Origin of the sequence: Picosynechococcus sp. PCC 7002, from assembly GCF_963860125.1 — a bacterium.
Classification (GTDB): Bacteria; Cyanobacteriota; Cyanobacteriia; order Cyanobacteriales; family MRBY01; genus MRBY01.
The window spans coordinates 19,237-42,867 of sequence record NZ_CAWLFA010000007.1 but is presented as its reverse complement, the minus strand read 5'-3'; the positions used below and the strand labels follow the sequence as shown (position 1 = coordinate 42,867).

At 45.0% G+C, this 23,631-nt stretch carries 23 protein-coding genes and 1 riboswitch; of the genes, 20 read left to right on the top strand and 3 right to left on the bottom strand.

What is annotated here, in order from left to right:
- Window positions 1-108: 108 nt before the first annotated feature.
- The 8 genes from AACQ84_RS15675 (at window position 109) to AACQ84_RS15640 (ending at window position 5,608) form a co-directional block, all read left to right on the top strand.
- Window positions 109-783, top strand: a complete 675-nt coding sequence (locus AACQ84_RS15675) for a MerR family transcriptional regulator (RefSeq protein ID WP_012305513.1) — start codon at window positions 109-111, stop codon at window positions 781-783.
- A 2-nt stretch (window positions 784-785) separates the two neighbouring features.
- Window positions 786-2,042, top strand: a complete 1,257-nt coding sequence (locus AACQ84_RS15670; protein ID WP_234991367.1) for a vWA domain-containing protein — start codon at window positions 786-788, stop codon at window positions 2,040-2,042.
- Between the two features lie 51 nt (window positions 2,043-2,093).
- The gene (locus tag AACQ84_RS15665) at window positions 2,094-2,420 is read left to right on the top strand and encodes a nucleotidyltransferase family protein (RefSeq protein ID WP_012305511.1); all 327 of its coding nucleotides are present in this window, start codon (window positions 2,094-2,096) and stop codon (window positions 2,418-2,420) included.
- Window positions 2,404-2,769: a HepT-like ribonuclease domain-containing protein gene (locus tag AACQ84_RS15660; RefSeq protein WP_012305510.1), complete on the top strand. Its 366-nt coding sequence runs from the start codon at window positions 2,404-2,406 to the stop codon at window positions 2,767-2,769. The genes AACQ84_RS15665 and AACQ84_RS15660 overlap by 17 nt, the downstream gene beginning before the upstream one ends.
- 169 nt (window positions 2,770-2,938) lie before the next feature.
- On the top strand, window positions 2,939-3,190 hold the full coding sequence (locus tag AACQ84_RS15655; protein ID WP_041444122.1) for a hypothetical protein: 252 nt from the start codon (window positions 2,939-2,941) through the stop codon (window positions 3,188-3,190).
- Window positions 3,177-4,277: an IS4-like element ISSysp2 family transposase gene (locus AACQ84_RS15650; RefSeq protein ID WP_012305509.1), complete on the top strand. Its 1,101-nt coding sequence runs from the start codon at window positions 3,177-3,179 to the stop codon at window positions 4,275-4,277. Before AACQ84_RS15655 ends, AACQ84_RS15650 begins: the two co-directional genes overlap by 14 nt.
- A 9-nt stretch (window positions 4,278-4,286) precedes the next feature.
- On the top strand, window positions 4,287-4,877 hold the full coding sequence (locus AACQ84_RS15645; RefSeq protein ID WP_012305508.1) for a hypothetical protein: 591 nt from the start codon (window positions 4,287-4,289) through the stop codon (window positions 4,875-4,877).
- A gap of 119 nt (window positions 4,878-4,996) precedes the next feature.
- The gene (locus tag AACQ84_RS15640) at window positions 4,997-5,608 is read left to right on the top strand and encodes a hypothetical protein (protein ID WP_012305507.1); all 612 of its coding nucleotides are present in this window, start codon (window positions 4,997-4,999) and stop codon (window positions 5,606-5,608) included.
- Between the two features lie 70 nt (window positions 5,609-5,678).
- Here the strand turns inward: AACQ84_RS15640 and AACQ84_RS15635 are convergent, their stop codons facing one another.
- Window positions 5,679-6,182 (bottom strand): protein-tyrosine phosphatase family protein, encoded by a 504-nt coding sequence (locus AACQ84_RS15635; protein WP_012305506.1) that lies wholly within the window; start codon window positions 6,180-6,182, stop codon window positions 5,679-5,681.
- A 70-nt stretch (window positions 6,183-6,252) separates the two neighbouring features.
- Complete coding sequence (locus tag AACQ84_RS15630; protein WP_012305505.1) at window positions 6,253-6,738, bottom strand: double zinc ribbon domain-containing protein; 486 nt, start codon at window positions 6,736-6,738, stop codon at window positions 6,253-6,255.
- 109 nt (window positions 6,739-6,847) lie between these two features.
- Here AACQ84_RS15630 and AACQ84_RS15625 point away from each other — a divergent pair, with 109 nt between their 5' ends.
- On the top strand, window positions 6,848-7,741 hold the full coding sequence (locus tag AACQ84_RS15625; protein ID WP_012305504.1) for a tyrosine-type recombinase/integrase: 894 nt from the start codon (window positions 6,848-6,850) through the stop codon (window positions 7,739-7,741).
- A 181-nt stretch (window positions 7,742-7,922) separates the two neighbouring features.
- On the opposite strand, the gene AACQ84_RS15620 is transcribed toward AACQ84_RS15625, so the two are convergent.
- Window positions 7,923-8,717: a hypothetical protein gene (locus AACQ84_RS15620; RefSeq protein WP_041444121.1), complete on the bottom strand. Its 795-nt coding sequence runs from the start codon at window positions 8,715-8,717 to the stop codon at window positions 7,923-7,925.
- A 328-nt stretch (window positions 8,718-9,045) separates the two neighbouring features.
- Between AACQ84_RS15620 and AACQ84_RS15615 the strand changes: the two genes are divergently transcribed.
- From AACQ84_RS15615 to AACQ84_RS15565, 11 genes are all read left to right on the top strand, one after another.
- Complete coding sequence (locus tag AACQ84_RS15615; RefSeq protein WP_012305502.1) at window positions 9,046-10,449, top strand: aspartate aminotransferase family protein; 1,404 nt, start codon at window positions 9,046-9,048, stop codon at window positions 10,447-10,449.
- 45 nt (window positions 10,450-10,494) lie between these two features.
- Window positions 10,495-12,003: a pyridoxal phosphate-dependent decarboxylase family protein gene (locus AACQ84_RS15610; RefSeq protein ID WP_041444119.1), complete on the top strand. Its 1,509-nt coding sequence runs from the start codon at window positions 10,495-10,497 to the stop codon at window positions 12,001-12,003.
- Entirely contained in the window at window positions 12,000-13,844 is a 1,845-nt protein-coding gene (locus AACQ84_RS15605) for an IucA/IucC family protein (protein ID WP_012305500.1), read from the top strand. The genes AACQ84_RS15610 and AACQ84_RS15605 overlap by 4 nt, the downstream gene beginning before the upstream one ends.
- Window positions 13,837-14,436, top strand: a complete 600-nt coding sequence (locus AACQ84_RS15600; RefSeq protein WP_012305499.1) for a GNAT family N-acetyltransferase — start codon at window positions 13,837-13,839, stop codon at window positions 14,434-14,436. The genes AACQ84_RS15605 and AACQ84_RS15600 overlap by 8 nt, the downstream gene beginning before the upstream one ends.
- An 18-nt stretch (window positions 14,437-14,454) precedes the next feature.
- Window positions 14,455-15,756: a lysine N(6)-hydroxylase/L-ornithine N(5)-oxygenase family protein gene (locus tag AACQ84_RS15595; protein ID WP_012305498.1), complete on the top strand. Its 1,302-nt coding sequence runs from the start codon at window positions 14,455-14,457 to the stop codon at window positions 15,754-15,756.
- A 1-nt stretch (window position 15,757) separates the two neighbouring features.
- Window positions 15,758-16,975, top strand: coding sequence for an MFS transporter (locus AACQ84_RS15590; RefSeq protein ID WP_012305497.1), 1,218 nt, complete (start codon window positions 15,758-15,760; stop codon window positions 16,973-16,975).
- Between the two features lie 47 nt (window positions 16,976-17,022).
- Window positions 17,023-19,464 (top strand): GNAT family N-acetyltransferase, encoded by a 2,442-nt coding sequence (locus tag AACQ84_RS15585; protein ID WP_012305496.1) that lies wholly within the window; start codon window positions 17,023-17,025, stop codon window positions 19,462-19,464.
- Between the two features lie 104 nt (window positions 19,465-19,568).
- Window positions 19,569-20,546 carry an alpha/beta hydrolase gene (locus AACQ84_RS15580; protein WP_012305495.1) on the top strand — a complete coding sequence of 326 codons (978 nt, stop codon included), beginning with the start codon at window positions 19,569-19,571 and terminating at the stop codon, window positions 20,544-20,546.
- Between the two features lie 361 nt (window positions 20,547-20,907).
- Window positions 20,908-21,048, top strand: coding sequence for a hypothetical protein (locus AACQ84_RS15575; protein WP_012305494.1), 141 nt, complete (start codon window positions 20,908-20,910; stop codon window positions 21,046-21,048).
- A gap of 52 nt (window positions 21,049-21,100) precedes the next feature.
- A riboswitch (cyclic di-AMP (ydaO/yuaA leader) is annotated at window positions 21,101-21,264 on the top strand.
- A 97-nt stretch (window positions 21,265-21,361) separates the two neighbouring features.
- Window positions 21,362-22,201: a nitrate ABC transporter permease gene (gene ntrB, locus AACQ84_RS15570; RefSeq protein ID WP_012305493.1), complete on the top strand. Its 840-nt coding sequence runs from the start codon at window positions 21,362-21,364 to the stop codon at window positions 22,199-22,201.
- Window positions 22,202-22,214: 13 nt separating this feature from the next.
- Window positions 22,215-23,612: a CmpA/NrtA family ABC transporter substrate-binding protein gene (locus AACQ84_RS15565; protein WP_012305492.1), complete on the top strand. Its 1,398-nt coding sequence runs from the start codon at window positions 22,215-22,217 to the stop codon at window positions 23,610-23,612.
- Window positions 23,613-23,631: the final 19 nt, after the last annotated feature.

Below are 23,631 nucleotides of genomic sequence, written 5' to 3'. Positions count from 1 at the left end.
AGCATTTACAGCTGTTCTGAATGATGAAGAGACACAAGTAATAAAGCCCGTTCCTTGAATCGAAAGAAAAATATTGACATTTTTAACTGCAATAATTATTGTTGAATTATGGACACCCTAGTTGAACTCTCTCAGATAAACCCTTCTTGGGATATTGATACCTTCGTGCAGGTCACGAATGAACTATTACCTCAATATCTGGCGGAGAATCCGGTCAATGAGCGTTCTGAAAGTGATGTAAATCCGCGTTTAGTGCGGTTCTATACAACAAAGGGCGTTTTGGATAAACCAGAAAAGGATGGTCGAGAAGCCCGTTATCTCTATCGCCATCTACTGCAATTGTTGTTAATTCGTCGTTTGTTGAGTGAAGGCTATAGTATCGCCTCGATGCAGCCGATTATGGGCAACAAGCGTAATGCCGAATTAGAGGGATTACTACAGGGGGGTGTTCAGATCAAAGCAGAGATGCGCAATCCAGCGATCGCCTTTTTAAGTCAAGTAAAGGCTCGCCAGGGGAACAAGATGAGTTTTCCCAAAACAAAGCCTCAGGATTTGCATTATGCATCTGAATATGGCCAGTCCAAAGAGCTCTCCCAGGCGGAGGGGCAAACAGACCGGGTGACGGTTTCCCACTGGCGGCGGGTGGAAATTCTGCCGGGTTTGGAACTGAATATCCGCGAAGATTTTATGCCACCGGTGACGCCCCAGGAACTAGCCAATTTATCTCAATTAATTTCACGCAAACTTCAAGCTATTTTCCAATTTAGGCAGGTATTGAAATGAAAATGCCCATGATTTCTCTAATTCCAATGCACGGGGCGATCGCCCAGGGTCGCTCTGTCACCTTAGATGTGCTGATTAAAATCGAGCCACCTCTGGTGGAGCTGGATAACAACGCCCGGCCGCCGCTGAATCTGGGGTTTGTGCTGGATAAGTCCGGGTCGATGCACGGCAATAAGCTGGATTATGCCAAACAGGCGATCGCCTATGCCATCGAGCAACTGCTACCGAGCGATCGCCTGAGTTTGACCCTATTTGATACCCAGGTGGAGACGAAGATTCCCAGCACCCTTGCCACTGACAAACAGCGACTGTTAGAGACGATTAAACTGATTCGTTCGGGCAGCTCGACGGCGCTTCATGATGGTTGGGTACAGGGGGGCATCCAAGTGGGTCAATATCTAAACAACGACCATTTGAACCGGGTGATCCTCCTGTCCGATGGCTTAGCCAATGTGGGAGAAACAAACCCCGATGTAATTGCCAGTGATGTCCACGGACTGATGAAGACCGGCATTAGCACCTCTGCCCTAGGGGTTGGACGGGATTATGACGAGGATCTTCTAGAGGCGATCGCCCGCAGTGGCGATGGTAACTTCTTCCACATCGCCTCACCAGAAGATTTACCGCAAATCTTTGAGACGGAATTGCAGGGTTTAGCCACCACCATTGGGCGTTCTGTCACCTTAAAACTTGACCCCCAAGCAGGAACAACGGTTAAAGAAGTGTTGAATGATTTGGAGCGGGAGGAATCTGGTGCGATTAAGTTACCGAATCTAACCGTCGCTAATCCCCTAAAGGTGGTGGTGCGGTTACGTGTACCTGCCTGTGATGGGGCAACGGATGTCCTTGAGGTCGCCTTACAGTGGGAGGATACTGAACATGGCGAAACCTTGGCCCAGACAGCCACTTTACAGTTACAGGTGGTAAACCCAGAACAACTGAGTGATTTTCCGGCCAACCCAGAAGTACAAGAACAGGTAGCGTTGTTAATGGCAGCCCGGGCGCGCCAGGAGGCCATCGACCGTTTAGATCAAGGTGATGTGACCGGGGCAGTGCAATTTTTAAACGATTCAGCTAGGACATTAGAAGCCATGCCTGCTTCGGCTCCCTTGATGGAAGAATTGTCTAATCTAAAAGATTTAGCTGAGGATTTTGAGACGGGCGATCGCCAAATGTCTCGTAAACGCGCGATGGCGGAAAAGTATCATTTAAATCGTAGTCGGTCGGCCCAATATGGTAAAAAACGACCGAAAGAATAATGGCACAATGCCCAAACCATGCAGCCTATCCCACCAAGTATTGTCTGAGCGATGCAAACAACCCTAAAAAACCTACCCCAACCCCTTGAGGCCATCGAACAATTCTGTGAACGCTGGCAGATTATAGAATTTGCCCTCTTTGGTTCCGTGTTGCGGGATGACTTTCGCTCAGACAGTGATATTGATGTTCTGGTCACCTTTGCTCCCGACTTCCAGCGGGGGTTTAATGAAACCATTCAGATCAAGCAAGAGTTAGAAGCTCTTATGGGTCGTAAAGTCGATCTGCTGATCAAAGGGGCGATCGCCCGGAGTAGCAATTGGCTACGTCGTCGAAATATTCTTGAATCTGCTGAGGTGATTTATGCCAAGGGATCTTGAAAGTTTGATTGATATTCAGCAAGCTGCCCAAAGGATTATCCGCTTTACCCAAGGGTTGAGTCGAGAAGCATTATTGAATAATGAAAAAGAAATTTCGGCTTTACTGTATCAAATTACGATTATTGGAGAAGCAACTAAGCGATTGTCCAAGGACTTCCGAGAACGCCATCCAGAAATTCCGTGGCGTAACTTAGCAGGTATGCGCGATGTACTGGTTCACGAATATGATCAGATTGATCTTGATATTGTTTGGGATGTCGTTGAACAAAGGATTCCTGAACTACTTCAGCAGTTAAAACCTTTAGTAGATGCTGAAATTGGGGGTAGGCGATCGCCAAATATCTCGTAAACGCGCGATGGCGGAAAAGTATCACCTGAACCGTAGTCGATCGGCCCAATATGGTAAAAAACGACCAAACTAGATAAGATTAGCGGGTATAAACAATAAATCTGCTGTTTATACTCCTAAGTTAAAGTATTTTAAAACTTAAAAACTAAAATATTAGGAATAATTTCATATGACCGCTAGTGACAATAATCAGAAGCTTGACGAAAAGAACCTCCTCAAAAAATTTTCATCCGAAGTCATTGATCAATTAAACAATTATGTTTATCGACTAATTGATCCACGTAATGGTGAAACTTTTTATGTCGGTCGTGGTGTTGGTAATCGATTGTCTCAGTACAGGACAAAAAGCTTGAAAAGGATAGAGGGAGAGGGTTTGATGGAAATAAGCACAAATCAATCAAGCCCTCATGAATCAGATTAGCGAAATTCGCCGCCAATTGCGACCTCATCTCGGATGGCATGGAGCCAGACTGTCATTTATCGCCCTCTTCCTGGTGGCACTGTTCCGAGCAAAAACCGTCAATCTCGCCGAACTCGCCACCGTCTGGGGAGGCAATGCAGCAGAAGAGTCTAATTACAAACGCATGCAGCGATTCTTTCAGTCCTTTGACGTCAACATGGACAAAATCGCCAGGATGGTAATGAATATCGCGGCTATCCCGCAACCTTGGGTCTTAAGCATCGACCGCACCAACTGGTCATTGGGGACAACTGACTTCAACATCCTAATGCTGTGCGTCGTCCATGAAGGTATCGGCTATCCATTGATGTGGACGATGCTCAAAAAGAAGAGGGGCAACAGCAATAGTACAGAGCGCATGGATTTGCTCGAACGCTTTGAAACCTTATTTCCCAATATCGAGATTGCCTATCTCACGGGAGACCGAGAGTTTATCGGCAAGCCCTGGTTATCGTATCTGATGCTCGATAAGCCTATTCCCTTTCGTCTGCGCCTACGTCAGACCGACAAAATAAGTAAAGGCAAAGGTCAACCCGCCATCGCGGGGTCACATCTGTTTCGCTCCTTAGCCATTGGCGAAACAAGAATACTGTCAGGAAAACGGTGGGTCTGGGGTCGTCAGGTCTACGTCATGGGCACTCGTCTCGACCCGAAACGAAGAGCTCACAAAAATGAGGATGAGTTTCTGATTATCATCACCACCCATGACCCTCAAAATGCTCTAGCAGATTACCGTCGTCGCTGGGGAATTGAAACCCTGTTTGGGGCTCTTAAGACCCGTGGCTTTTGCTTGGAATCGACCCATTTTACCGATAAGGTGCGTTTGTCGAAGCTGCTGGCTCTGTTGGCCATTGGCTTTGTCTGGGCGATGAAAGCGGGTTTATGGCGACATACTCAAAAACCGATTCGTATCATCAAGGCCCATGGCCGTCGAGCTCGGAGTTTGTTTCGCTATGACTTTGACTTATTGCGTCGCTTTTTTACCGCTTCTCCCCAATCTCTACTTGGGTCAGAGTTTCACCCCATACAACTTTTGTCCTGTACTTAGGTAAACGACATGCTAACTAAGGAAGATTCAGATGAACTCAGCGACAAATTGAAAAAAATTCGTGAAATACGGCTTGCTGGCTTCAAAGTTGCTCATGTTGTGCATCGACATGGCATGAAAGAGGAGGTGGCTAAAGAAGTTGAAGCAGCCTTAATTGATGCATACCCTGGTCTTACAAATGAAATGGGTGGTGAAGGAAGTGGCGAAAAAGGAGTAATGCATGCAGATGAAGTTGTCCAGAAATACACTGCTGAAGAAGCAGTTTTTAAACATCGTGCATTATTAATCAGTGTCAATACCACTTCTTCAGAACGGCCACTTTATGAAGCAGTTAGACATTCCTGGAAACTAAACCTAAAAAAAGTAGAACAAGCAGAAGTAGTTTTAGCTGTGGTGAAGGGCCTAATTAAGGGAGCTTTCATTCCTGGACAATGGCTACAAGCAACGTCGGAAAATTTTCCAGGTTATTCTGATGCACCTAAGAGGTTAGGCTTTATTGGCCATGAAGCATCTGAAGAAATTCAAAAACTTTATGTTGGTCGTCGTATCCCTAAGGAATTTAGCTTTGGTTCAGGTAACCCAATCCGATATACGTGGTAACTGGCAGAAAATTGAAAAAGGGGGGTTAATCTTAACCTATGGCACAGTAGCATTTTGTAGGTATCTTCTCAGATGTCAAAAAAACTTAAAAATAACATCCAATTCAATTTTCATAATCCATGACTGAAACCCTCTCACTTGCTGAAGTTTGCCAGACCGTTTACGGTGAACCCGTTGAGATCATCGACTGGGATACCGAACAAAGTGAAGACAAGCTTGAAATTAAGATTCTCTTCCGGGAGCAGCGGCGGGGCTGGTACTTCGAGATGATTATCACCCAAACTGAATCTGGGAAGAATTTTTCCAGCCATCGCGTTCTACCTCTGTTTTTGCCCCTCCTAGACCCAGACGAGACCCAATGGCATGAGTTGACCCAAGAAGCGAGTGAGGCGGATTGGCAGGCCCTAGATCAGTTATTTGCCCTATCCCGCCAATTGTCCGAAACCAATATCGCCTTTGCCGGTGCGGACATCGTTGGGGAAGAAGTTGCCGATGAAGCGATGGATACTTTTGGCTTCTATGTTCCCGATGAAGAATTGCTGCCGGTGTTCATTTGGTGGAACCTCAACTACCAACTCAAGGTGATTGCCTATTTCAAACATCCAGACCGTTTTGCTGGCGAGGTCATGTTCCAGGACGACAATACCGATGAATGTGAAGTTTATGCTTCCCTCACCGAGGCGATCGCCCGCCTAGAACAAAAACTTGCCTACTATCGCGACGAAGCATAGCCAATCACAAAGGCTAGGTCTTCCCTGCAATGGAGTCCATGAAAGACATTTACCCATTGTTAACAGAACATCATCGGCCAACTTCCCAGTTCAAAATATATTGTTCCTGTTCCCTCGTTTCTGGCGATCGCCGATAACGAGATTTCGGACATGCTTGCCACAGTTCACGCAGATGATCGAGTGCAACCTCGCCGCCATGACCATGTCGTGCTAACCAACACCCGATGATTACCCCTGTCCGCCCAACGCCACCCCAACAATGGACATAGACAAGTTGGTTCCGTTCAATATAGTGATTAATCGTATCCAGAATTGTGATCACTAAATCAGAAGATGCAGGAATTGAAACATCCACAATCGGAAACCGATGGTGAGAAGCCTCAGCACTGATTAAGGTTGAATAGGGTTGTAGACCCTCATCTGCTTCTGTCAGATCGATGAAAGCTGTTACCCCAGCATTGAGTAAAGCGTGAAGCTTCTCTTGTGAAGATTGTTCATCTTTATTTCTCGGATACTCTCCTGCCAGCAGCTTACCAGGTAGAACCCAGTAGCAATGTTTGATTGGTCGAGTCATCGTCTACCCATCGAGCTAACTACCGTAAAATCTAATCCTAGCCTTTACCTAAATTATTTAAAGACGACAATCACGTCTGGGAAGCAGGGTGATTGACTGAACTTTTATAAGGTCTACCACAATAGGGACAAAAACGATGTTTTAAAGAAGTGATTGGCTGTTGGCAACCCCGACAACGACTCTGCAACTTCGTCCCACAAGCAAAACAATATTGCGCCCGTAAGACCAACCATAATGGATCCGGCGCTGACCCTGGCGTCCAACATTGGGGACAAAACCGCAACGCCCGTTGCTTCTCCACCGCCACCGCAATGCCACGACTTAAGGCTCCTAAGTATTCCTCTGGCACCTGGAGCGCATAGGCCAACCCCCGCTGCGTGCGCTGATTGAGTTGCGTCGTCTGACCCCGTTCCACCTTCCCATAGCTCTGGGGATGGATCTCCGCCTTTAAAGCCACTTCCCGTTGGGTGAGTCCTAACCGTCGCCGTTGACGCTGAACATAGTCTCCCAAAGACTCGTTAGATTGCGGTGTTATTAGGGCTTCTAATTTATCCATAATCCTTTACTTTTTTATATCAGCTAGCATTTATCTAAATATCTTTACTATGCTACTTTTAACCTACTTTATTTTTCTACTATAGAGTTTAGCTTTAAGACCAGAGATAATGCCTACCCTTGCCACCGTCGCTACAGAGTTTTTAGAACGACCAGGTCTTGCCCCTAGTACAGTGCGTTCCTACACAACGGCCCTGCTTCCCCTGCTAGCAAACTATGGTGCTTGGCCCATTACCCACCTCGACCGCAAAACCCTACAGGATTACCTCCAACAGTTAGAACACCTCAGCTACACCACCCACCGTCGCCACCAAGCAATTCTCCAATCCCTACTGAACTTTGCCGTTGAACAGCAGTATTTAGTCACCAATCCCCTGGCCCGCCTGCCCCAACGCAAACCTAATCCAAACAAAGGTGAACACCACAGTGACCAGACGATCCGTTACCTAACCCCAGACCAACTCCAAGTCCTCTACCAAGCCACCGCCCAACAACCCCGTCTCCATTGCCTCGTGCGCTTACTCCACCGCACCGGGGCCCGCATTGCCGAATTATTGTCCCTGGACTATGACCAAGTGGATTTACAGGAACGTCGCTTCCAGGTGGTTGGTAAAGGAAACAAACAGCGCTGGTGTTTCTACAGCCCAGATGTCGATGAAAGCCTGGGGATTTATTTAAAGTACTACCGCCACCCAGAGCATCCAGCCCTATTTACTGCCCAACAACCCTTAACAAAAGCCGTTAGTCGCCTCAGTTATCGCACCGCCTACAGTGATTGGCGCACCATGACCCAACGAGAACCCCAACTCCAGGGCCTCCGGTTCCATGATCTACGCCATACCTTTGCCACCGAGCGGGTCGGGTTGATGGGCATCGAAACCCTGAGAGCCCTCATGGGCCATGAAAATATCCAGACAACCTTACGCTACCAAAAGGTGACATCCCAGAGAGCAGAAACTATCGCCAAAGAAGCCTTAACAACGCTCATTCAAGACTCAAACTAACCATTAACAACAAACCAAATAATAAAGGAGCAATATTGAGTCACAAACGCTTAATTAAGCTTCAATGACAAAGAGTATGTTATATACTCTTTGATAAACACCCGTGACCTTAATTCCCCCAGGTGATCGCCAACGCCATTGATGCTTACGGGAGATTAGAAAACCTGAAAATTAGTTACTTTCATTTTTGCGACGTAGGATAAATCGAGAGGCGCTGGGGAAACCAAAGAATCACACCACATAAACCTGCTAAACCGAGGGCAGCAGCGATCGCCACTAGGGGAATAATTCCCTGGCTCCAATTTTTGACAGCGATCGCCACCCAAGCCCAGACAAATACACCACCATAGACGACATCTCGATGTTTCATTGTCACGGCGATCGCCAAGAGAATCCCCACAATCAACAAACTAACTGTCCAGAAGGCTACCCCTAAGCCCCATCCCTGCCAGCCCAGGTAATCCAAAACGCAGGCCCCGTTCACGATCGTCGCCACCGTAATCCAAGCACAATAAAGCGAGACCGGCATTTGCATAAACCACTTCACTTTTTTGGGCAATGGCTTTGGCCCACTCGCGAACCGTTGATAGAGCAAGACCAAAGGCAACAACACGAGAGCAATTAACCCCAAAGACAAGACAAAGCGCTGGTATTGAAAGGCAATAACCCACAAAATTTGCGCCACACTACTCCAAGCGAGGGCATAACCCAATTTACGAGCGTGGGGTTTTTGTTTCTGGCTAGGTAAAGCTTGGTAAATGGCCAGGGCAATCAAACCGAGATAGATCAAGCCCCAAATAGAAAAGGCATAACCGGCGGGCACAATGGGTACTGCGGCAAAGTATTGATCAGAAATCTCAGCAATGGTTAAACCGTCTAGGGGCTTAATATTTGCCAAGATATTAGTCACAAAGGCCGCGGCGATCGCCACAAGATTTAGGGACTGGCGGCGGGTATCACGGTCGAAATTTAACATGGAGTCTATAATCGTCGGTCTCAATAATCTAACTTCACCCTGATCGTAAACATTTTTTACACTGAGTTGATTATTTCTGAGATAGGTTAACTAACTCGCATTTCCCAGAACACCATGTTTTGATCGGTCAACTTTAGATAAAAGCCCAGAATCTTAGGTAAATAAAATTGCTTAAATTGCAAGATGCCTAGGAGAGAATTTAGTAGTGACGCCCGGCAGTGACATAGTCAAATTTATTGACAAACTTTCCTAAAAAGAATATGGTGTTACCACTTCTACTTTAGAGAGTCTTTCTCAATAAAATCAATTTGCTCAAAAGGGTGTCATTATGCAGCAGCTCTATCGAAATGAAATAAAGCCGAGGCCAGGGTCTGGATCTGCTGGCTCCGGTCAATGGCGATCGCTACCGGGGCCTGTATCCCAAGCTTTCTTAGAACGCCAGGGGGCAAAAGAATCCAATGCCCGTAGCTATCCTCGGCGCATTCAGTTAGCAATCCAAGAAGCCCAGGGCATTTTCCTCAAAGATGTCGATGGCAATGAATATTTTGATTGCCTGGCAGGAGCAGGAACTTTGGCCCTTGGGCACAATCATCCAGTTGTGCTGGAAGCGATGCAACAAACGTTGACAGGTCGCTATCCCCTGCATACTCTGGATCTCACCACACCGATCAAGGATCAGTTTGTAGAGGAATTATTTGCAAGTTTACCGCCAAATTTTGCGAAGCGTGCCAAGATTCAATTTTGTGGCCCGACGGGGGCGGATGCAGTCGAAGCGGCGTTGAAGTTGGTCAAAACAGCCACCGGACGCCGTAGTATTTTGTCTTTTTCGGGAGGTTACCACGGTATGAGTCATGGGGCTTTGAGCCTCACGGGTAATCTTGCTCCAAAGCAGGCGATCGCCGGACTGATGGCAGACGTCCATTTCTTGCCCTATCCCTACGCCTACCGTTGTCCTTTTGGCCTAGGAGGAGAAGACAGCCAGCGCATGAGTGCCAAATACATCGAACATCTTTTAGATGATCCAGAAAGTGGCATTGTGCCGCCAGCTGGGATGATTCTCGAAGTTGTTCAGGGAGAAGGGGGCGTGATTCCAGCGCCGGATCCTTGGCTACGGGAGATGGCACGGATTACCAGTGAGCGGGGCATTCCTTTAATTGTGGATGAAATTCAAACAGGTTGGGGCCGCACCGGGAAGCTTTACGCTTTTGACCATGCAGGTATAACCCCGGATGTCGTGCTACTTTCAAAGGCGATTGGTGGTTCTTTGCCTTTGTCAGTGGTTTTATACAATGAAGCCCTCGATTTATGGAAACCAGGAGCCCATGCAGGCACGTTCCGGGGTAATCAGTTAGCAATGGCAGCAGGTACCGCCACGCTCAGATTCATTATAGAGAACGAGCTGGCCGATCAAGCACGAATTTTAGGGGCGCGCCTGTTGGGACAACTGCGCCAAATTCAGCAGAAATCTCCTTGCCTTGGAGACGTACGCGGTCGTGGTTTGATGATCGGCGTCGAGATTATTAATCCCCATGCTGGCACAACGGCCTACCCTGAACTGGCCAAACAGATCCAGGCGGAATGTTTGCAACGGGGTCTAATTTTAGAGCTAGGTGGACGTTTTGGTACTGTGGTGCGCTTTTTACCACCTTTAATTATTACAACAGCTCAAATTGATGCAATTAGCGACATTTTTGCACAATCTGTCCAAGCTGCGATGCAAAAACTAGGCTAGTTTTTTGCCAGTGTTCTTACAGTCCGGTTATTTTGCAAACTTGATATGGCACTTTCCCAAGCGACCCATCGTCTTGAACAATATTTTCTGACCCATCAATCAGAAAGTATTGACTACTATTCTGAGATAATTGCTTTTACACAAGAGCTGCTTATTCAGAATATTTCTCAAAGTAAACAACCCTATTCAGGGGCATCACCCCAAAAATTGTTAGAGAATTTTCACAAAAATAATTACCTCGATTTCACACCAAAACATTACTCCCAGCTGCAAACTCAGCTCGCACAAGTGCTGGCCCATACGATTTCGGTAACAAATCCTACTTGCATTGCCCACCTCCATTGTCCACCTCTCATTCCGGCGATCGCCGCTGAATTGATCATTGGCGCGACGAATCAGTCGATGGATTCATGGGATCAAAGTCCCTGTGCCACAATTCTTGAGCAGAACCTGACAAATTGGCTCTGTCAAACCTTCGGTTATGGCAGTAACGCAGACGGGATTTTTACCAGTGGTGGAACACAGTCTAATTTGATGGGCCTGCTATTGGCCCGGGATAATTATGCGAAAACCCATTTAAATTGGCAGATCCAAAAACAAGGTTTGCCACCAGAGGCTGCCAAGTTTCGAATTCTATGTTCAGAAGTGGCGCATTTCACGGTGCGTCAGGGGGCGGCAATTCTGGGTTTGGGGGAAAATGCGGTTGTCACAATTCCAGCCGATGCCAACTTCTGCATGAAAACGGCGGCTCTAGAGGCAAAGTTGGCGGAGTTGCAAGACCAAGATTTACTGCCAATCTTGATTGTCGGCACGGCTGGTACTACTGATTTTGGCAGTATTGACCCCCTCGCAGAAGTTGCCCAAATTGCTCAATCACAAGGCATTTGGTTCCATGTTGATGCGGCATTTGGCGGCGCTTTACAACTGAGTACGCAGCACGCCCACAAATTATCGGGCATCGAGCAAGCGGATTCGATCACCGTTGATTTCCATAAACTGTTTTATCAGCCCATTAGTTGCGGTGCGTTTTTGCTGAAAAATCGGGCGAATTTCAGCTTAATTCGGCTCAATGCAGATTATCTCAATCCGGAAATTAATGAAGCGCAAGGCATTCCCGATCTGGTGACGAAATCGATTCAAACGACGCGGCGATTTGATGCGTTGAAATTATGGCTATCTCTACAAGTACTTGGGGTCGAGGCCTTTGACGCAATGGTTAATACCACCATCGACCTCGCCCAGTCTACCGCGAAATTGATTGACGGCGATCGCCATTTTGAGTTGGTTACCAAAAATCCTGCCATTAATGCCGTGGTGTTCCGGTATGTTGGCGATCGCCCAAACGCAGTGAACTTAGAAGCAATTAATCAGCAAATTCCAAAGCAGCTCATGCTGATGGGAAAAGCCGTCATTGCCCAAACCCAAGTCCACCAAAAAACCCAGTTAAAATTCACCCTCCTAAATCCCCTAACTCAAGTTGAACATCTCCAGTCCCTACTGGCAGAAATCAAAGTATTAGGTCAAAAATTAGAGCAAGACTATCAAAAAAAATGAATAGTAGACAAATTGCCGAAGCAGCAACAATTCAGAGCTTTTTAAACTGTTATTTACGTGAAACAGGGAATTTTAACTCCCTCGCCACCGATGATCCCCTCACCTTCCAAGTGAAAGAGCGCACTGACGCAAAATCCGCGATTATTTGTCCCCTCCCTCAGCAAAATATCGAGATTCTGGTGGGTGTAAAATACTGGTCTCCCAGCGATCGCCACCTCTTTACCTTTCCGCTCTTCTATAAATGCGCCGCCCGCGACCAGCTGCTCGAACTAGATTATTTAACCCTGAGTACCCTACTCCTCAAGGAACTTAGCCTCAACACGGGATCAACAGAACCCTATGACGAGCTAATTGAAAGGATGATCCAAAGCTGCAACAACATTCAGCAATTTGTCGAAGCCAGACAGCCCAATGTCTCTGAACTATACAACTTCAAACGCAACTTCGGTGAAACAGAGCAATCCTTAATCCTAGGACATCACTTGCATCCCACACCAAAAAGTAGACAAGGGTTTTTACCTGAGGAGATGAATGATTATTCTCCAGAAACAGAAGGGAAATTTGCCCTCCATTATTTCCGCGCCCACAAATCCATCGTCGTTGAAGGCTCTACCTTAGAAGCCAGCGCCACCGAGCTAATCAAAACAGAATTACGCAATGATGAGACTGTTCCCGAAGACTTTAAAGCCGCTTACTGTGGCGACGACGAATATGCGTTAGTGCCTGTTCATCCTTGGCAAGGTCGCTGGTTACTGCGCTCTGAGAAAGTTCAGGATTTCATTAGTCAGGGTTTGCTGGAAGATTTGGGACAGCAGGGTCGTAAATTTAAACCTACATCCTCCGTGCGGACTGTCTACAACGAAGATGCTCGCTTTATGGTGAAACTTTCTCTTAATATTAAAATCACTAATTCAGTGCGGGCAAACCTCTTTAAAGAATTAGAGCGAGGCTTAGAAGTGAATAAAATCTTTTCTAGCACCATCGGTGAAGATTTACGCGCCCATTTCCCTCATTTTGAAGTGATTCGTGATCCGGCTTATATCACGATTCCTCTGGATGGCAAAGAATCAGGTTTTGCCACAATTTTACGGGCTAATCCCTTTCAAACCAAAGCGAAACAAGTAGATAATTATTCCACTGATGCTAACACCGATGCCAGTTGCTTAATTGGTCTTTGTCAGGATGCGATTGATGGCAGCAGTTCTCGCCTTGCAAATATTATTCGTACCTTAGCTAACCAGGAAAATCGCTCTACGGAAGCAGTCAGCATTGATTGGTTTAAGCAGTATCTCGCTCTCTCAGTGAGACCAATATTGTGGATGTACTTCACCTATGGCATTGCCCTAGAAGCGCACCAACAAAACAGTGTTTTAGAGCTTAAGAATGGCTATCCCAAGTATTTTTATTACCGCGACAACCAAGGTTACTATTACCGCGAATCTTTTACAGATAAATTAGATGGTATCCTTGAAGGAATTAGTCAAAAAAGTGAAACTTTTTGCCCTGATGATGTAATTGATGAACGACTTGTTTATTACGTCTTTATTAACAATGTCTTTGGCATCGTTAATGCTTTAGGTGTTGCTGAACTCGTTGACGAAAATCTTCTCCTTCAAGAACTGAATAATGTCATCGTTGAATTTGCTGATTTTGATTTAGCAGGTTCTCAGCTTCTTAATAATTTGCAAGGAAAAACCTTCCGTACTAAAGCCAATCTTTTAACGCGCTTTAACAACATGGATGAACTAGTTGGTTCTGTAGCAACTCAATCAGTTTACATCAACATCCAAAATCCTTTGTATCTCTTGAAAGCAAGTGTAAAGGAGAAAGTCTATGCCTAGTTTAGAGACTCAAATTCAGCCTGTTTATAAAGTCTATGACAAAACTATTTCAGCATACCTTTCTTTTCATCCGATGACGTTAGAAAAGGACTTAGAGCGTATCCACCGCTGGATGAATCACCAGCATGTTATTCCCTTTTGGCAAATGGCCTGGCCTATTGAAAAAATTGAAGCTTACCTAAAGAAAGTTCTAGCAGATTCTCATCAAACTGCTTACATTGGTTGTATAGATAATGAACCAATGAGTTATTGGGAATGTTACTGGGTAATTGATGACATCCTTGGTAAATATTATCCAGCAGAGAGAGCAGATCAAGGTATTCATTTATTAATTGGTGAGCCATATTTTCTTGGTAAAGGTTTAGCCTTACCCTTCCTACGAGCAATGACAATGTTTCAGTTTCAACATACTCCGACCACAAAAACGGTGACAGAACCAGATGCCCGTAATGCCAAGATGATCCACATTTTTAAAAAGTGTGGTTTTGAGTTCCAAAAGAATGTTGATCTTCCCGGTAAAACAGGCGCTTTAATGTTCTGCGATCGCCAAAAGTTTAAAAATATGTGGTCGCCGACTGACCTATACCAATAAAAATCAGTGAGTGTAGCAATGAATAATCAAGTTTACGATTTACTCGGAATTGGTATCGGGCCATTTAATTTAAGTTTGGCAGCCTTACTAGATCCAATTTCTGAAGTTAATGCAGTCTTTCTCGAACGAAAGCTTCAATTTGATTGGCATTCTGGTCTGTTGCTCGAAACCGCAACTATTCAAGTGCCTTTTATGGCGGATTTGGTCACGATGGCAGATCCCCGTAGTCGCTTTACCTTTTTAAATTATCTCCGCGAACATTCTCGTCTTTATAATTTCTATTTCCTTGAGGAATTTAAGATTTATCGCCGAGAATATAACCACTATTGTCAATGGGTTTCCGAGCAGTTGGGCGATACCTGTCAGTTCGGGAAAAACGTCGAGGCGATCGCCTGGAACGAAGCAGGTTACTTCACCGTGACAGCTCACGATAATCTTACTAATAAGACCGTCGCCTATCACGCGAAACATTTAGCGATTGGGGTCGGTAGTACCGCAGGTATTCCCGATTGCCTAAAGAAACTTGGGAAGCAAGATAATATCTTCCATTCTAGTGAATTTCTCCACCGCAAAGAACAATGGCAAAATGCAAAGTCTGTGACTGTAATTGGCTCTGGACAAAGCGCTGGTGAAACATTTTATGAGCTGTTAAATACTCAAGCAGAATGCGGTTATCACCTCGAATGGCATACTCGTTCATCAGGGTTTTTTCCCATGGAATACTCTAAACTAGGTCTCGAATATTTTTCCCCTGATTACATCGAATATTTTTACAATTTACCTATCGAAAAACGTGATGAAATTCGTTCCGGTCAAAATCTTTTGTACAAAGGCATGGCTGCAGAATTAATTGCCCAAATTTACAATCGCTTCTACGAATTAACTATTGGTGGCACTGAGTTAGATGTGAAACTATGCTCCTCTCTGGAGGTAAAGGAGGCAGAAGTTACAGAGAACGGCTATCGTCTCGGTTATCGCCAGGTACAGCAAAATCATTATTTTGAACACAACACCGATTGCATTGTCCTTGCCACAGGCTATGAGCATCGAGTCCCAGAATTTATCGAACCCATCCACGATCTAATCGAGTGGGATTATAAAGACCGCTTCTGCATCGACTTTAACTATCGCATTACTCTCAAAAAATCTATTCCTAATTCAATTTTTGTACAGAATGGCGAACTTCACACCCACGGCATTGGTGCCCCAGATCTTGGTTTAGGTGCCCATCGCAGCTCGGTAATTATTAATACCCTACTTGGTCAAGAAGTTTATCCGATAGACCAGAAAAATGTCTTCCAAAACTTCGGTGTAAGCTGATATGAATCACACTTTAAATCGTTCAATTTCAGTCTTATTTGTTTGTGCCTTTACTTATATTTTTTCAGAAGTATTACTCGCACCTTTTTATCCTGTTTTCTTTGAAAAAGTATTCGGTGTTGAAGATTTAAGCTACACTGGCTTCTATATTTTTATTTGTCGGGTGACAGTAGTGTTGACTGCACCGTTTTGGGGATTTTTTTCGAATAGATTAAATATCAAAATTTTACTTTATTTTGGGCAAATTTGTTCTGCGTTAGTTTGCATAGCCATAACCTTGAGTCAAAATGTGACGCAGTTTACGATCGCCACAGTAATTTTGTTAATGTTTCGAAGCAGCTTTGTGATTCTTTATCCCCTAATTATTCAGTTAGGTGGTGAAGAAAGACGGGAGATGATGGCCGGAACTTACCAGGCTGTTTTTCACACAGGAATTGTTGTTTCTAGTATCGCTGGAGTCTGGATTATTCAGCTTCAAAATCCCCTTAATGCATTTTTTATTGTGGCTTTATTAGATATATTGCAATTCGCTCTATGTTGGTTTTTCTTAGAAGCATTACCTGAAAATAAACAGTCAATTAAAAAAGTCAAATCAGATAATTCACCGATAGATATTCTGCAAACCCATTGGACATTTATCCCAGCTATTGGCGTGATTTGTTTATTGTTTCAATTTATTCACAATCTCGTGCGGCCCTATTTTGTTAGCTATGTCACTGGGGCGGATTATTTTGGCACAACTTTAACGACTGGCGGTATTCTATTTGCCATTCCCAGTTTAATGGCGATCGCCGCATTGCCTTTTATCCGCAGTTACGCTAAACCTCATCGCATTCTATTGCTTTATACCATGGGATCTTTGCTGTTGGCAGTGACATTATTAATCCAAGGGTCAACAAATTCTTTATCGCTATTTGTATTTTCGAGAGTAGTTTATGGTTTCTTTCTTGCTGTTACCCAAGCGGCTTTAGAACTCTATTTATTTAATAATAGTGACCCGAAAAAAATTCCTCTTAATTACACTTTAATGTTTGCTTTTGCTAATATTGGTATGGTTTTATCTCCCTTAACAGCCTCTTATGCCGTCGAGCAATATAATTTTGCTTTTCCTTTAATTCTAGCCGGTATTTTGTCAGTATTTACATTAGCCTATACTTGGTCACTCGGATTACATCCAGTGTTAGCAAAAACGATAACTCGACATCAACATGATGCTTGAAAAAGCAGATTTTTTCTTCTATTAATTAACTTATTTACCTAATGATCATGAATAATATTCAAGCTTTGAATGCCGCCTTAACTCCTGAAATCTGGAAAACCGTTAGTCTCAATCTCCTAACAAAAATGCTCTCGGAGTTTATGTATGAGGAGATCATTAAACCAGATGTTATTGATGACAAAGAAGACATTGTTACCTATCAACTGAACTTGCCTGATGGATTAGGTTATCGCTTTACTGCCAAGCTGCGAGTGTTTGATAGTTATCGCGTTGATCCAAAGTCGATTTATCGCGGCGAAAATGATGAATGGACACCTGCAACTAACCCCTTTCAGTTTGCATTAGATATCCATGAAACAGTGGGGATGACCGGTGAAACAACCGCCCATTTGTTGAAAGAACTCACCAATACTTTGATTGCCGATGCCCACATTTATCAGCGCAAACAAAGCAAAAATGTTGATCTCCTCAACCTCAACTATGCCGAGCTGGAAGGGGAAATGGAAGGTCACCCTTGGATTACTTTTAATAAGGGTCGCATTGGTTTTGGTTATGACGATTATTTAGAACATGCCCCCGAAAGCAAGCAACCTATCCAGATGACTTGGTTGGCGATCGCCCGCGAGCAGTCTAGCTACAACGGCGTTACCGATCTTGAGTATGAGCGTTTAATCGAAGAAGAATTATCTCCTGAAGCGGTTGCCAGATTCAGTGGTCTGTTGCAGGAGCGTGGTTTAGAGCCAGCTAAGTATTACTTCATGCCCGTCCATGATTGGCAGTGGAAAAACATCGTTGTGCCGATCTTTGGTGAAGCGGTGGCATTGCAGTTGATTGTTTACCTCGGTAAGAGCGAAGATCTCTATCTACCGCAGCAATCCATCCGGACATTTGTGAATACCAGCCACAGCCAGAAACGCCATGTGAAGTTGCCTCTCAGCATTCTGAATACGTTGGTTTATCGTGGTTTGCCCAATGAGCGTACCCAAATTGCCCCGAAGGTTACCGAGTACATCAAATCTATCCATGCCAACGATCCTTTTTTGAGTGAAGAATGCCGGATGATTCTGCCCGGTGAAGTGGCAAGTCTAAATTACAATCACAATTACTACAAGCAACTTTCCAGTGCCCCTTACCAATACAAAGAAATGTTGGGTTGTCTCTGGCGAGAAAGTGTTCTGAGCTATACCGACCCCGACGAAAGACCCGTTACCCTCGCGTCTTTAGTGCACCTCGATGCTGATGGTTATCCCCTGATTTTTAAGTTAGTTGAGGTGTCCGGTTTAACCCTTGAAGATTGGTTAGATCGTCTTTTCAATACTGTTTTACCACCGTTACTTCACTACCTCTATCAATATGGCACGGTGTTCTCACCCCACGGTGAAAATACAATTCTTGTCCTCAAAAATAATATTCCCAGTCGCCTTGCGATGAAGGATTTTGTGGATGATGTTAATATCAGTGATCAGCCGCTACCGGAACTACTCAATCTTTCTGCAGATCTTAAAGAAGTCTTGCTTACTGAACCCCCCGAAGGCTTATGTCAGTTTATTTTTGCAGGCTTATTTATTTGTCACCATCGTTATCTTTCTGACCTTTTAGATCAACATATTTGCTATCCCGAAGTAAAATTCTGGCGGCAAGTACGACAAGCCATTCTGAATTACCAAGAGAAATTTCCACAGCTTCAAGATCGTTTTGAGTTGTTTAATCTTTTGGCTCCAAAATTTACAAAGCTCTGTTTAAACCGTAATCGTTTAATTACCTACGGCTATAACGACGACAGCGATCGCCCCCACGCTGCTGCCTATGGAAAGGTCAATAACGCTTTGCATACCGTATTGCACGATGCAGATTATGATCAGTTAATTGCTCGAAAAAAAAAGTTTCAAGCGGCCTTAACAACTCCTTTTGATTACTATGATGCGCAATATAACAAGACAGCCTCTATCCGTACTGTTGATTATGGGCAAGATTTAGAACGTATTTTTAACTGGATGCACCAAAGACATTTGGTTCCTTTTTGGAAGCTTAATCTTTCATTTACAGAATTTCAGAAGTTCCTGAGAAAATCTCTTACAGCAATCCAAAAGGATTTGGTAATTGCCTCTTTGGAAGGAGAACCTGCTTGTTATGGTATTTTTTATCAGGTTGCAGCAGATAACATTCGCCATTTTTATCCCTATCAAAAATCTGATATTGGTGGACACATTGCCATAGGTGAGAGACGTCATTTGACCCCTGAATATCTTATACCGATCTTTCGGGCATCGTTTCAGTTTGCTTTTAAAGCCTATGATACGGAGCGAATTATTATTGAACCTGACGCCAAAAATCGAATTTTAATCCCTCTTTTAACTAATATGGGTTTTAAAATCCATGACACAGTTAAGCTACCCCACAAAAAAGCAACTTTGATGATTTTAGAAAAACACACCTTTTTTTCAGAGTTTTCCAAAATTCAAACAAGCCATAAGTTTGTCCGGCATTAATGTATTTTAATTCTGAAAAATTCAATTAATTCCCTATATTTTTTAGGGGATTAATATATTTCTTAAACAAAAATAATTGATAGCTTTTACTCGTAGAAATAAATATGATCACTCAAAGTAAAATCGATCTAGAGGTTCTTAAAATCATTGAAAAAATCAAAAAGCGAATGACAATACTAGGACATCCTCCGATCACGCAACTAACAGCAGAGCAGGGGCGATTTTTTTTTCAAGAAGCCATTAAACTCTACGATCTCAGGTTAGAAGCTGGCGTAAAATTTGAGAATCAATTAATTAAACGTCCTCATTCACCAGCAATTCCAATTAGAATCTATCGTCCTATTTGTGATAAAGGTATTGACTTATCTTTACCAATACTTGTCTATTTTCAGGGGGGTGGTTGGGTTTTTGGTTCCTTGGATAGTGCAGACGATACTTGTTCTTTTTTAGCTAAATATGGGCAATGTATTGTGATCTCTGTAGATTATCGACGCTCTCCAGAACATAAGTATCCCGCAGCCGTCCATGATGCCCTTGATGCGATTTATTGGGCGGATCAACAAGCAGCTAGTTTGGGAGGCGATCGCCAACGATTAGCCCTTGGTGGAGAAAGTGCAGGGGGTAATTTAGCGGCGGTGGCAGCAATCCAGTTACGCAATGAGAGGAAAATTTCGCCCATTGCCCAATTACTGATTACTCCCGTTACCCAGTACGGCTTTGAGACAAACTCCTATCAAGCAGGTCATCAGCTTGGGTTATCAAAAGAAACAATGGCTTGGTTCTGGCAACAGTATTTAGAAGACTTTTCCCAAGCGGAAACATGGCAAGTGTCCCCACTGAGGGTTCAGGATGCCAGTCAACTACCACCCGCAATTATTGCAGTTGCGGAACAGGATCCCCTCCTGGATGATGGGTTAATGTATGGCGATCGCCTCCGGTCATTTGGAGTTCCGGTCAAAATTCTTCGATACCCGACCCTAATCCATAGTTTTATTCGCTCAATTCATGTGGTGCAAGCAGCGAAAATAGCTTGCCACGAAATTGCAGATAGTTTAAAAAAGCAATTTTATGGCCTTAATTAATGACACGCCCTAGTATCAACTGACTTACAACTGCGGGACAGCGGCAAATTTTCACTGCTCTTTCCCCGTTTCCTCCAGTGGCTGATCCCCAATAGAACTGGGAGTAGATTCTATAACATCATTGAATTCATATTCTTAGTGCTAGAGGCGAATATTTTTCAGGCGAATCATAAATTTATGCTGAGAATTAGTGAAAATTAAAAGTGCCAAAAAGAGTTGCTAATTTTAAGGAAATCTCAAAGATAAATCTTGTGGTGACTGTTGCGGCAATAGGGTCAACCCATGATTCAAAAATAGGGATTTTGGGAGTTTTGAAGCAAGCCCAGGAAACGCCCGGTGGGATCTGCTCACTGGGAAGCCTGTGCTTGATGGAATTGTGTGGACGGCGGATCTGAAGCGCTGGGCCGAAAATCTCCCGGCGATCGCCCCCCAATGGGATATCTCCTGGCAGAGGCAAAGGGAGTTCAGTCCCCTGGGCTTGATTGGATTTTTGATTTTTTGATCCCTACGGTAATTTACAAAGTCCTTGGAGAAATGCTAGCTTATAGGCCAACTGAGTAAGTCAGCTTAGTTCAAGGTTACAAAGCCTTGAAGCGGGGGAACCACCCGTCAACCCAACCGGGAAGACACCGGGGCTTATTTTCTGAGATATGCAGAAAAGGGACATCTTCCAGTCCTAGCCCGTCAGCTAACCTCGTCAGCATCGGAAGAAGACTGAAGCACGGCGATCGCACCGTAAATCAGAATTCCCAGACAACGACTGTCAGTTACCAATCACTTCCCTCTATTTACTGAAAAAGGGTAGGTAATTTTGCATGGTTTTATTATCGAGTTTGGCCCGTGGGGCCAGAAGGTTTTTGGTACCGTCTTTTTGGCAAAATCGTCTCCGCAAAGAAATTTGGCTACCCCTCTATGGTTTTGGGGGATTGTTACTGCTCTGGTGGGCGATCGCCTTAGTGCGGGGCGAAATGATGCCGACGCCCCTAGAAGCATTGGTCAATAACCTGGATTTTATTCTGCATCCCTTTTATCGGCGTGGCCCTGGAGATTTGGGTTTAGGTTGGTTGCTTCTGGCCAGTTTGCGCCGGGTAATTATTGGTTTTATTTTGGGGGCTTTGGTGGCGATCCCAGTGGGAATCTGGATTGGCCTCTCCCGTAATGCCTGGCTCGCGATTAACCCGATTATTCAAATTCTCAAACCTGTATCGCCCTTAGTTTGGCTACCGATCGCCTTGTCGATTTTTAATGGAGCAGAACCCTCGGCGATTTTTGTCATTTTTATCACCTCCCTCTGGTCAACGATTATCAACACCGCAGAAGGTGTGGCCCAAGTACCGAGGGATTATCTCGAAGTGGCGCGAATGTTAGAAATGCCCCGCTGGAAACAACTATGGCGGGTTATTTTGCCAGCGAGTTTACCCTACATTTTTACGGGATTGCGGATCAGCATGGGGGTCGCTTGGCTCGTCATTGTCGCGGTGGAAATGCTCACCGGGGGCATTGGCATTGGTTTTTTTGTGTGGGACGAATGGAACCGCCTCAATGTGAGTTCGGTATTTTTGGCGGTCTTTGTCATCGGCATCACAGGCTTGATCCTAGATTCGGCCCTCGCTTATCTGCAAACGGCGATTACCCATCGTCCGGCCCAGCATTAGGAGCATCACTGCAATGAATAAAATAAGTAGACGCTCCTTTGTATTTGGGATGGGGGCAACGGCTTCGGCATTAGTTTATGGTGCTTGTACTGCCCCAACGGGTAAAAAGATTCAGGGTCGTTTGCCCCATGCTTTAGCGGTTGAGCCCTTGGTACGGCCAGAAAGTTTGGAAAAACCGAATTTAACGGTAGGCTTCGTGCCGGTGAATGATTGTGCGCCCCTGGCGATCGCCTACAGAAAAGGTTTGTTCCAGAAATACGGTTTGAATGTCCAACTCAGTCGCGAAGCCAGTTGGGCCAATGCCCGTGATGGGTTGATCTTCGGTCGATTGGATGCGTCGCCGGTGGTTTCTGGGGCCGTAACCAATGCGCGAATTGGTGCCGAAGGAGCTAGGGCTTTTCCGTTGGTGGCAGCAATGACCCTCCACCGCCATGGCAATGCCTTGACCATGAACCGACAGCTTTGGGAGGCTGGCATAAAACCGTGGCCAGATTACCAAGGTGATTTAGCTAAATTTGGCCGAGATCTCCGCAGTTTTTGGCAAAAATCTCCCCTTGATGACCGCGCTTGGGGAATTCCCTTAAGTTCTTCAATTTATGAATATTTTGCCCGTTATTTAGTCGCCGCCATTGGCCTTGATCCGATGCGAGAGTTGCGATTGGTGATTACGCCGCCGCCCCAGATGGTGAGCAATATGCGGATCGGGGCGATGCAAGCCTACATGGTGGCAGAACCTTGGAATACTAGGGCGATCGCCAAAAATGAAGGCATTGGGTTTACGTTCATCCAAGGGCGAGATGTGTGGCGGGGCCATCCGGATCGGGTGCTGGCGGTGGCGGAATCTTTCATTGAACAATACCCCAAAACCTACCGCTCCCTCGTCAAAGCCTTGATCGAAGCTTGTCAGTATTGTGGCGACCCCAATCATCGGCAAGAAGTGGCAAGCATTATCGCCGAACGGGCCTTTACAGGGGCCAATATAAACTACACTCGTCCGGCCATTGTCGGGGATTACGACTACGGTGGTTTTGATGCCCAGCAACGGCTAGAGAGCAGTTTAGATACGACGACCTTTTTTGAATTGCACCCCGAAACTTCGACGGTGCCCCATGATCACTCCACGTTTCTCTGGCAGTCCCAGGGGATTTGGTTAATGACCCAAGCAGCCCGCTGGGGCCAAATTGAAACATTACCAACCGATCTAGAGGCGATCGCCAAGCGAGCCTGGCGCACCGATCTTTACCGGGACATTGCCGCCGAAATGGGGATTACCAGTCCCAGCGAAGATTACAAGGTAGAACCAGCCACTGCCTTTATCGACCAAAAAGCCTTTGATCCAAGCGATCCAGTCGGTTACCTCAATAGTTTTGAACTGCGGGCCAAACGTCCCCAAATTTATCCCGTTAGCTAAACAAAATTAGCATCCCAAA

Bases quoted from the DNA above. Each gene is read 5' to 3' on its own strand.
- AACQ84_RS15675 (WP_012305513.1), top strand. From the start codon at position 109: ATGGACACCCTAGTTGAACTCTCTCAGATAAACCCTTCTTGGGATATT.
- AACQ84_RS15670 (WP_234991367.1), top strand. From the start codon at position 786: ATGCCCATGATTTCTCTAATTCCAATGCACGGGGCGATCGCCCAGGGT.
- AACQ84_RS15665 (WP_012305511.1), top strand. From the start codon at position 2,094: ATGCAAACAACCCTAAAAAACCTACCCCAACCCCTTGAGGCCATCGAA.
- AACQ84_RS15660 (WP_012305510.1), top strand. From the start codon at position 2,404: ATGCCAAGGGATCTTGAAAGTTTGATTGATATTCAGCAAGCTGCCCAA.
- AACQ84_RS15655 (WP_041444122.1), top strand. From the start codon at position 2,939: ATGACCGCTAGTGACAATAATCAGAAGCTTGACGAAAAGAACCTCCTC.
- AACQ84_RS15650 (WP_012305509.1), top strand. From the start codon at position 3,177: ATGAATCAGATTAGCGAAATTCGCCGCCAATTGCGACCTCATCTCGGA.
- AACQ84_RS15645 (WP_012305508.1), top strand. From the start codon at position 4,287: ATGCTAACTAAGGAAGATTCAGATGAACTCAGCGACAAATTGAAAAAA.
- AACQ84_RS15640 (WP_012305507.1), top strand. From the start codon at position 4,997: ATGACTGAAACCCTCTCACTTGCTGAAGTTTGCCAGACCGTTTACGGT.
- AACQ84_RS15635 (WP_012305506.1), bottom strand. From the start codon at position 6,182: ATGACTCGACCAATCAAACATTGCTACTGGGTTCTACCTGGTAAGCTG.
- AACQ84_RS15630 (WP_012305505.1), bottom strand. From the start codon at position 6,738: ATGGATAAATTAGAAGCCCTAATAACACCGCAATCTAACGAGTCTTTG.
- AACQ84_RS15625 (WP_012305504.1), top strand. From the start codon at position 6,848: ATGCCTACCCTTGCCACCGTCGCTACAGAGTTTTTAGAACGACCAGGT.
- AACQ84_RS15620 (WP_041444121.1), bottom strand. From the start codon at position 8,717: ATGTTAAATTTCGACCGTGATACCCGCCGCCAGTCCCTAAATCTTGTG.
- AACQ84_RS15615 (WP_012305502.1), top strand. From the start codon at position 9,046: ATGCAGCAGCTCTATCGAAATGAAATAAAGCCGAGGCCAGGGTCTGGA.
- AACQ84_RS15610 (WP_041444119.1), top strand. From the start codon at position 10,495: ATGGCACTTTCCCAAGCGACCCATCGTCTTGAACAATATTTTCTGACC.
- AACQ84_RS15605 (WP_012305500.1), top strand. From the start codon at position 12,000: ATGAATAGTAGACAAATTGCCGAAGCAGCAACAATTCAGAGCTTTTTA.
- AACQ84_RS15600 (WP_012305499.1), top strand. From the start codon at position 13,837: ATGCCTAGTTTAGAGACTCAAATTCAGCCTGTTTATAAAGTCTATGAC.
- AACQ84_RS15595 (WP_012305498.1), top strand. From the start codon at position 14,455: ATGAATAATCAAGTTTACGATTTACTCGGAATTGGTATCGGGCCATTT.
- AACQ84_RS15590 (WP_012305497.1), top strand. From the start codon at position 15,758: ATGAATCACACTTTAAATCGTTCAATTTCAGTCTTATTTGTTTGTGCC.
- AACQ84_RS15585 (WP_012305496.1), top strand. From the start codon at position 17,023: ATGAATAATATTCAAGCTTTGAATGCCGCCTTAACTCCTGAAATCTGG.
- AACQ84_RS15580 (WP_012305495.1), top strand. From the start codon at position 19,569: ATGATCACTCAAAGTAAAATCGATCTAGAGGTTCTTAAAATCATTGAA.
- ntrB (WP_012305493.1), top strand. From the start codon at position 21,362: ATGGTTTTATTATCGAGTTTGGCCCGTGGGGCCAGAAGGTTTTTGGTA.
- AACQ84_RS15565 (WP_012305492.1), top strand. From the start codon at position 22,215: ATGAATAAAATAAGTAGACGCTCCTTTGTATTTGGGATGGGGGCAACG.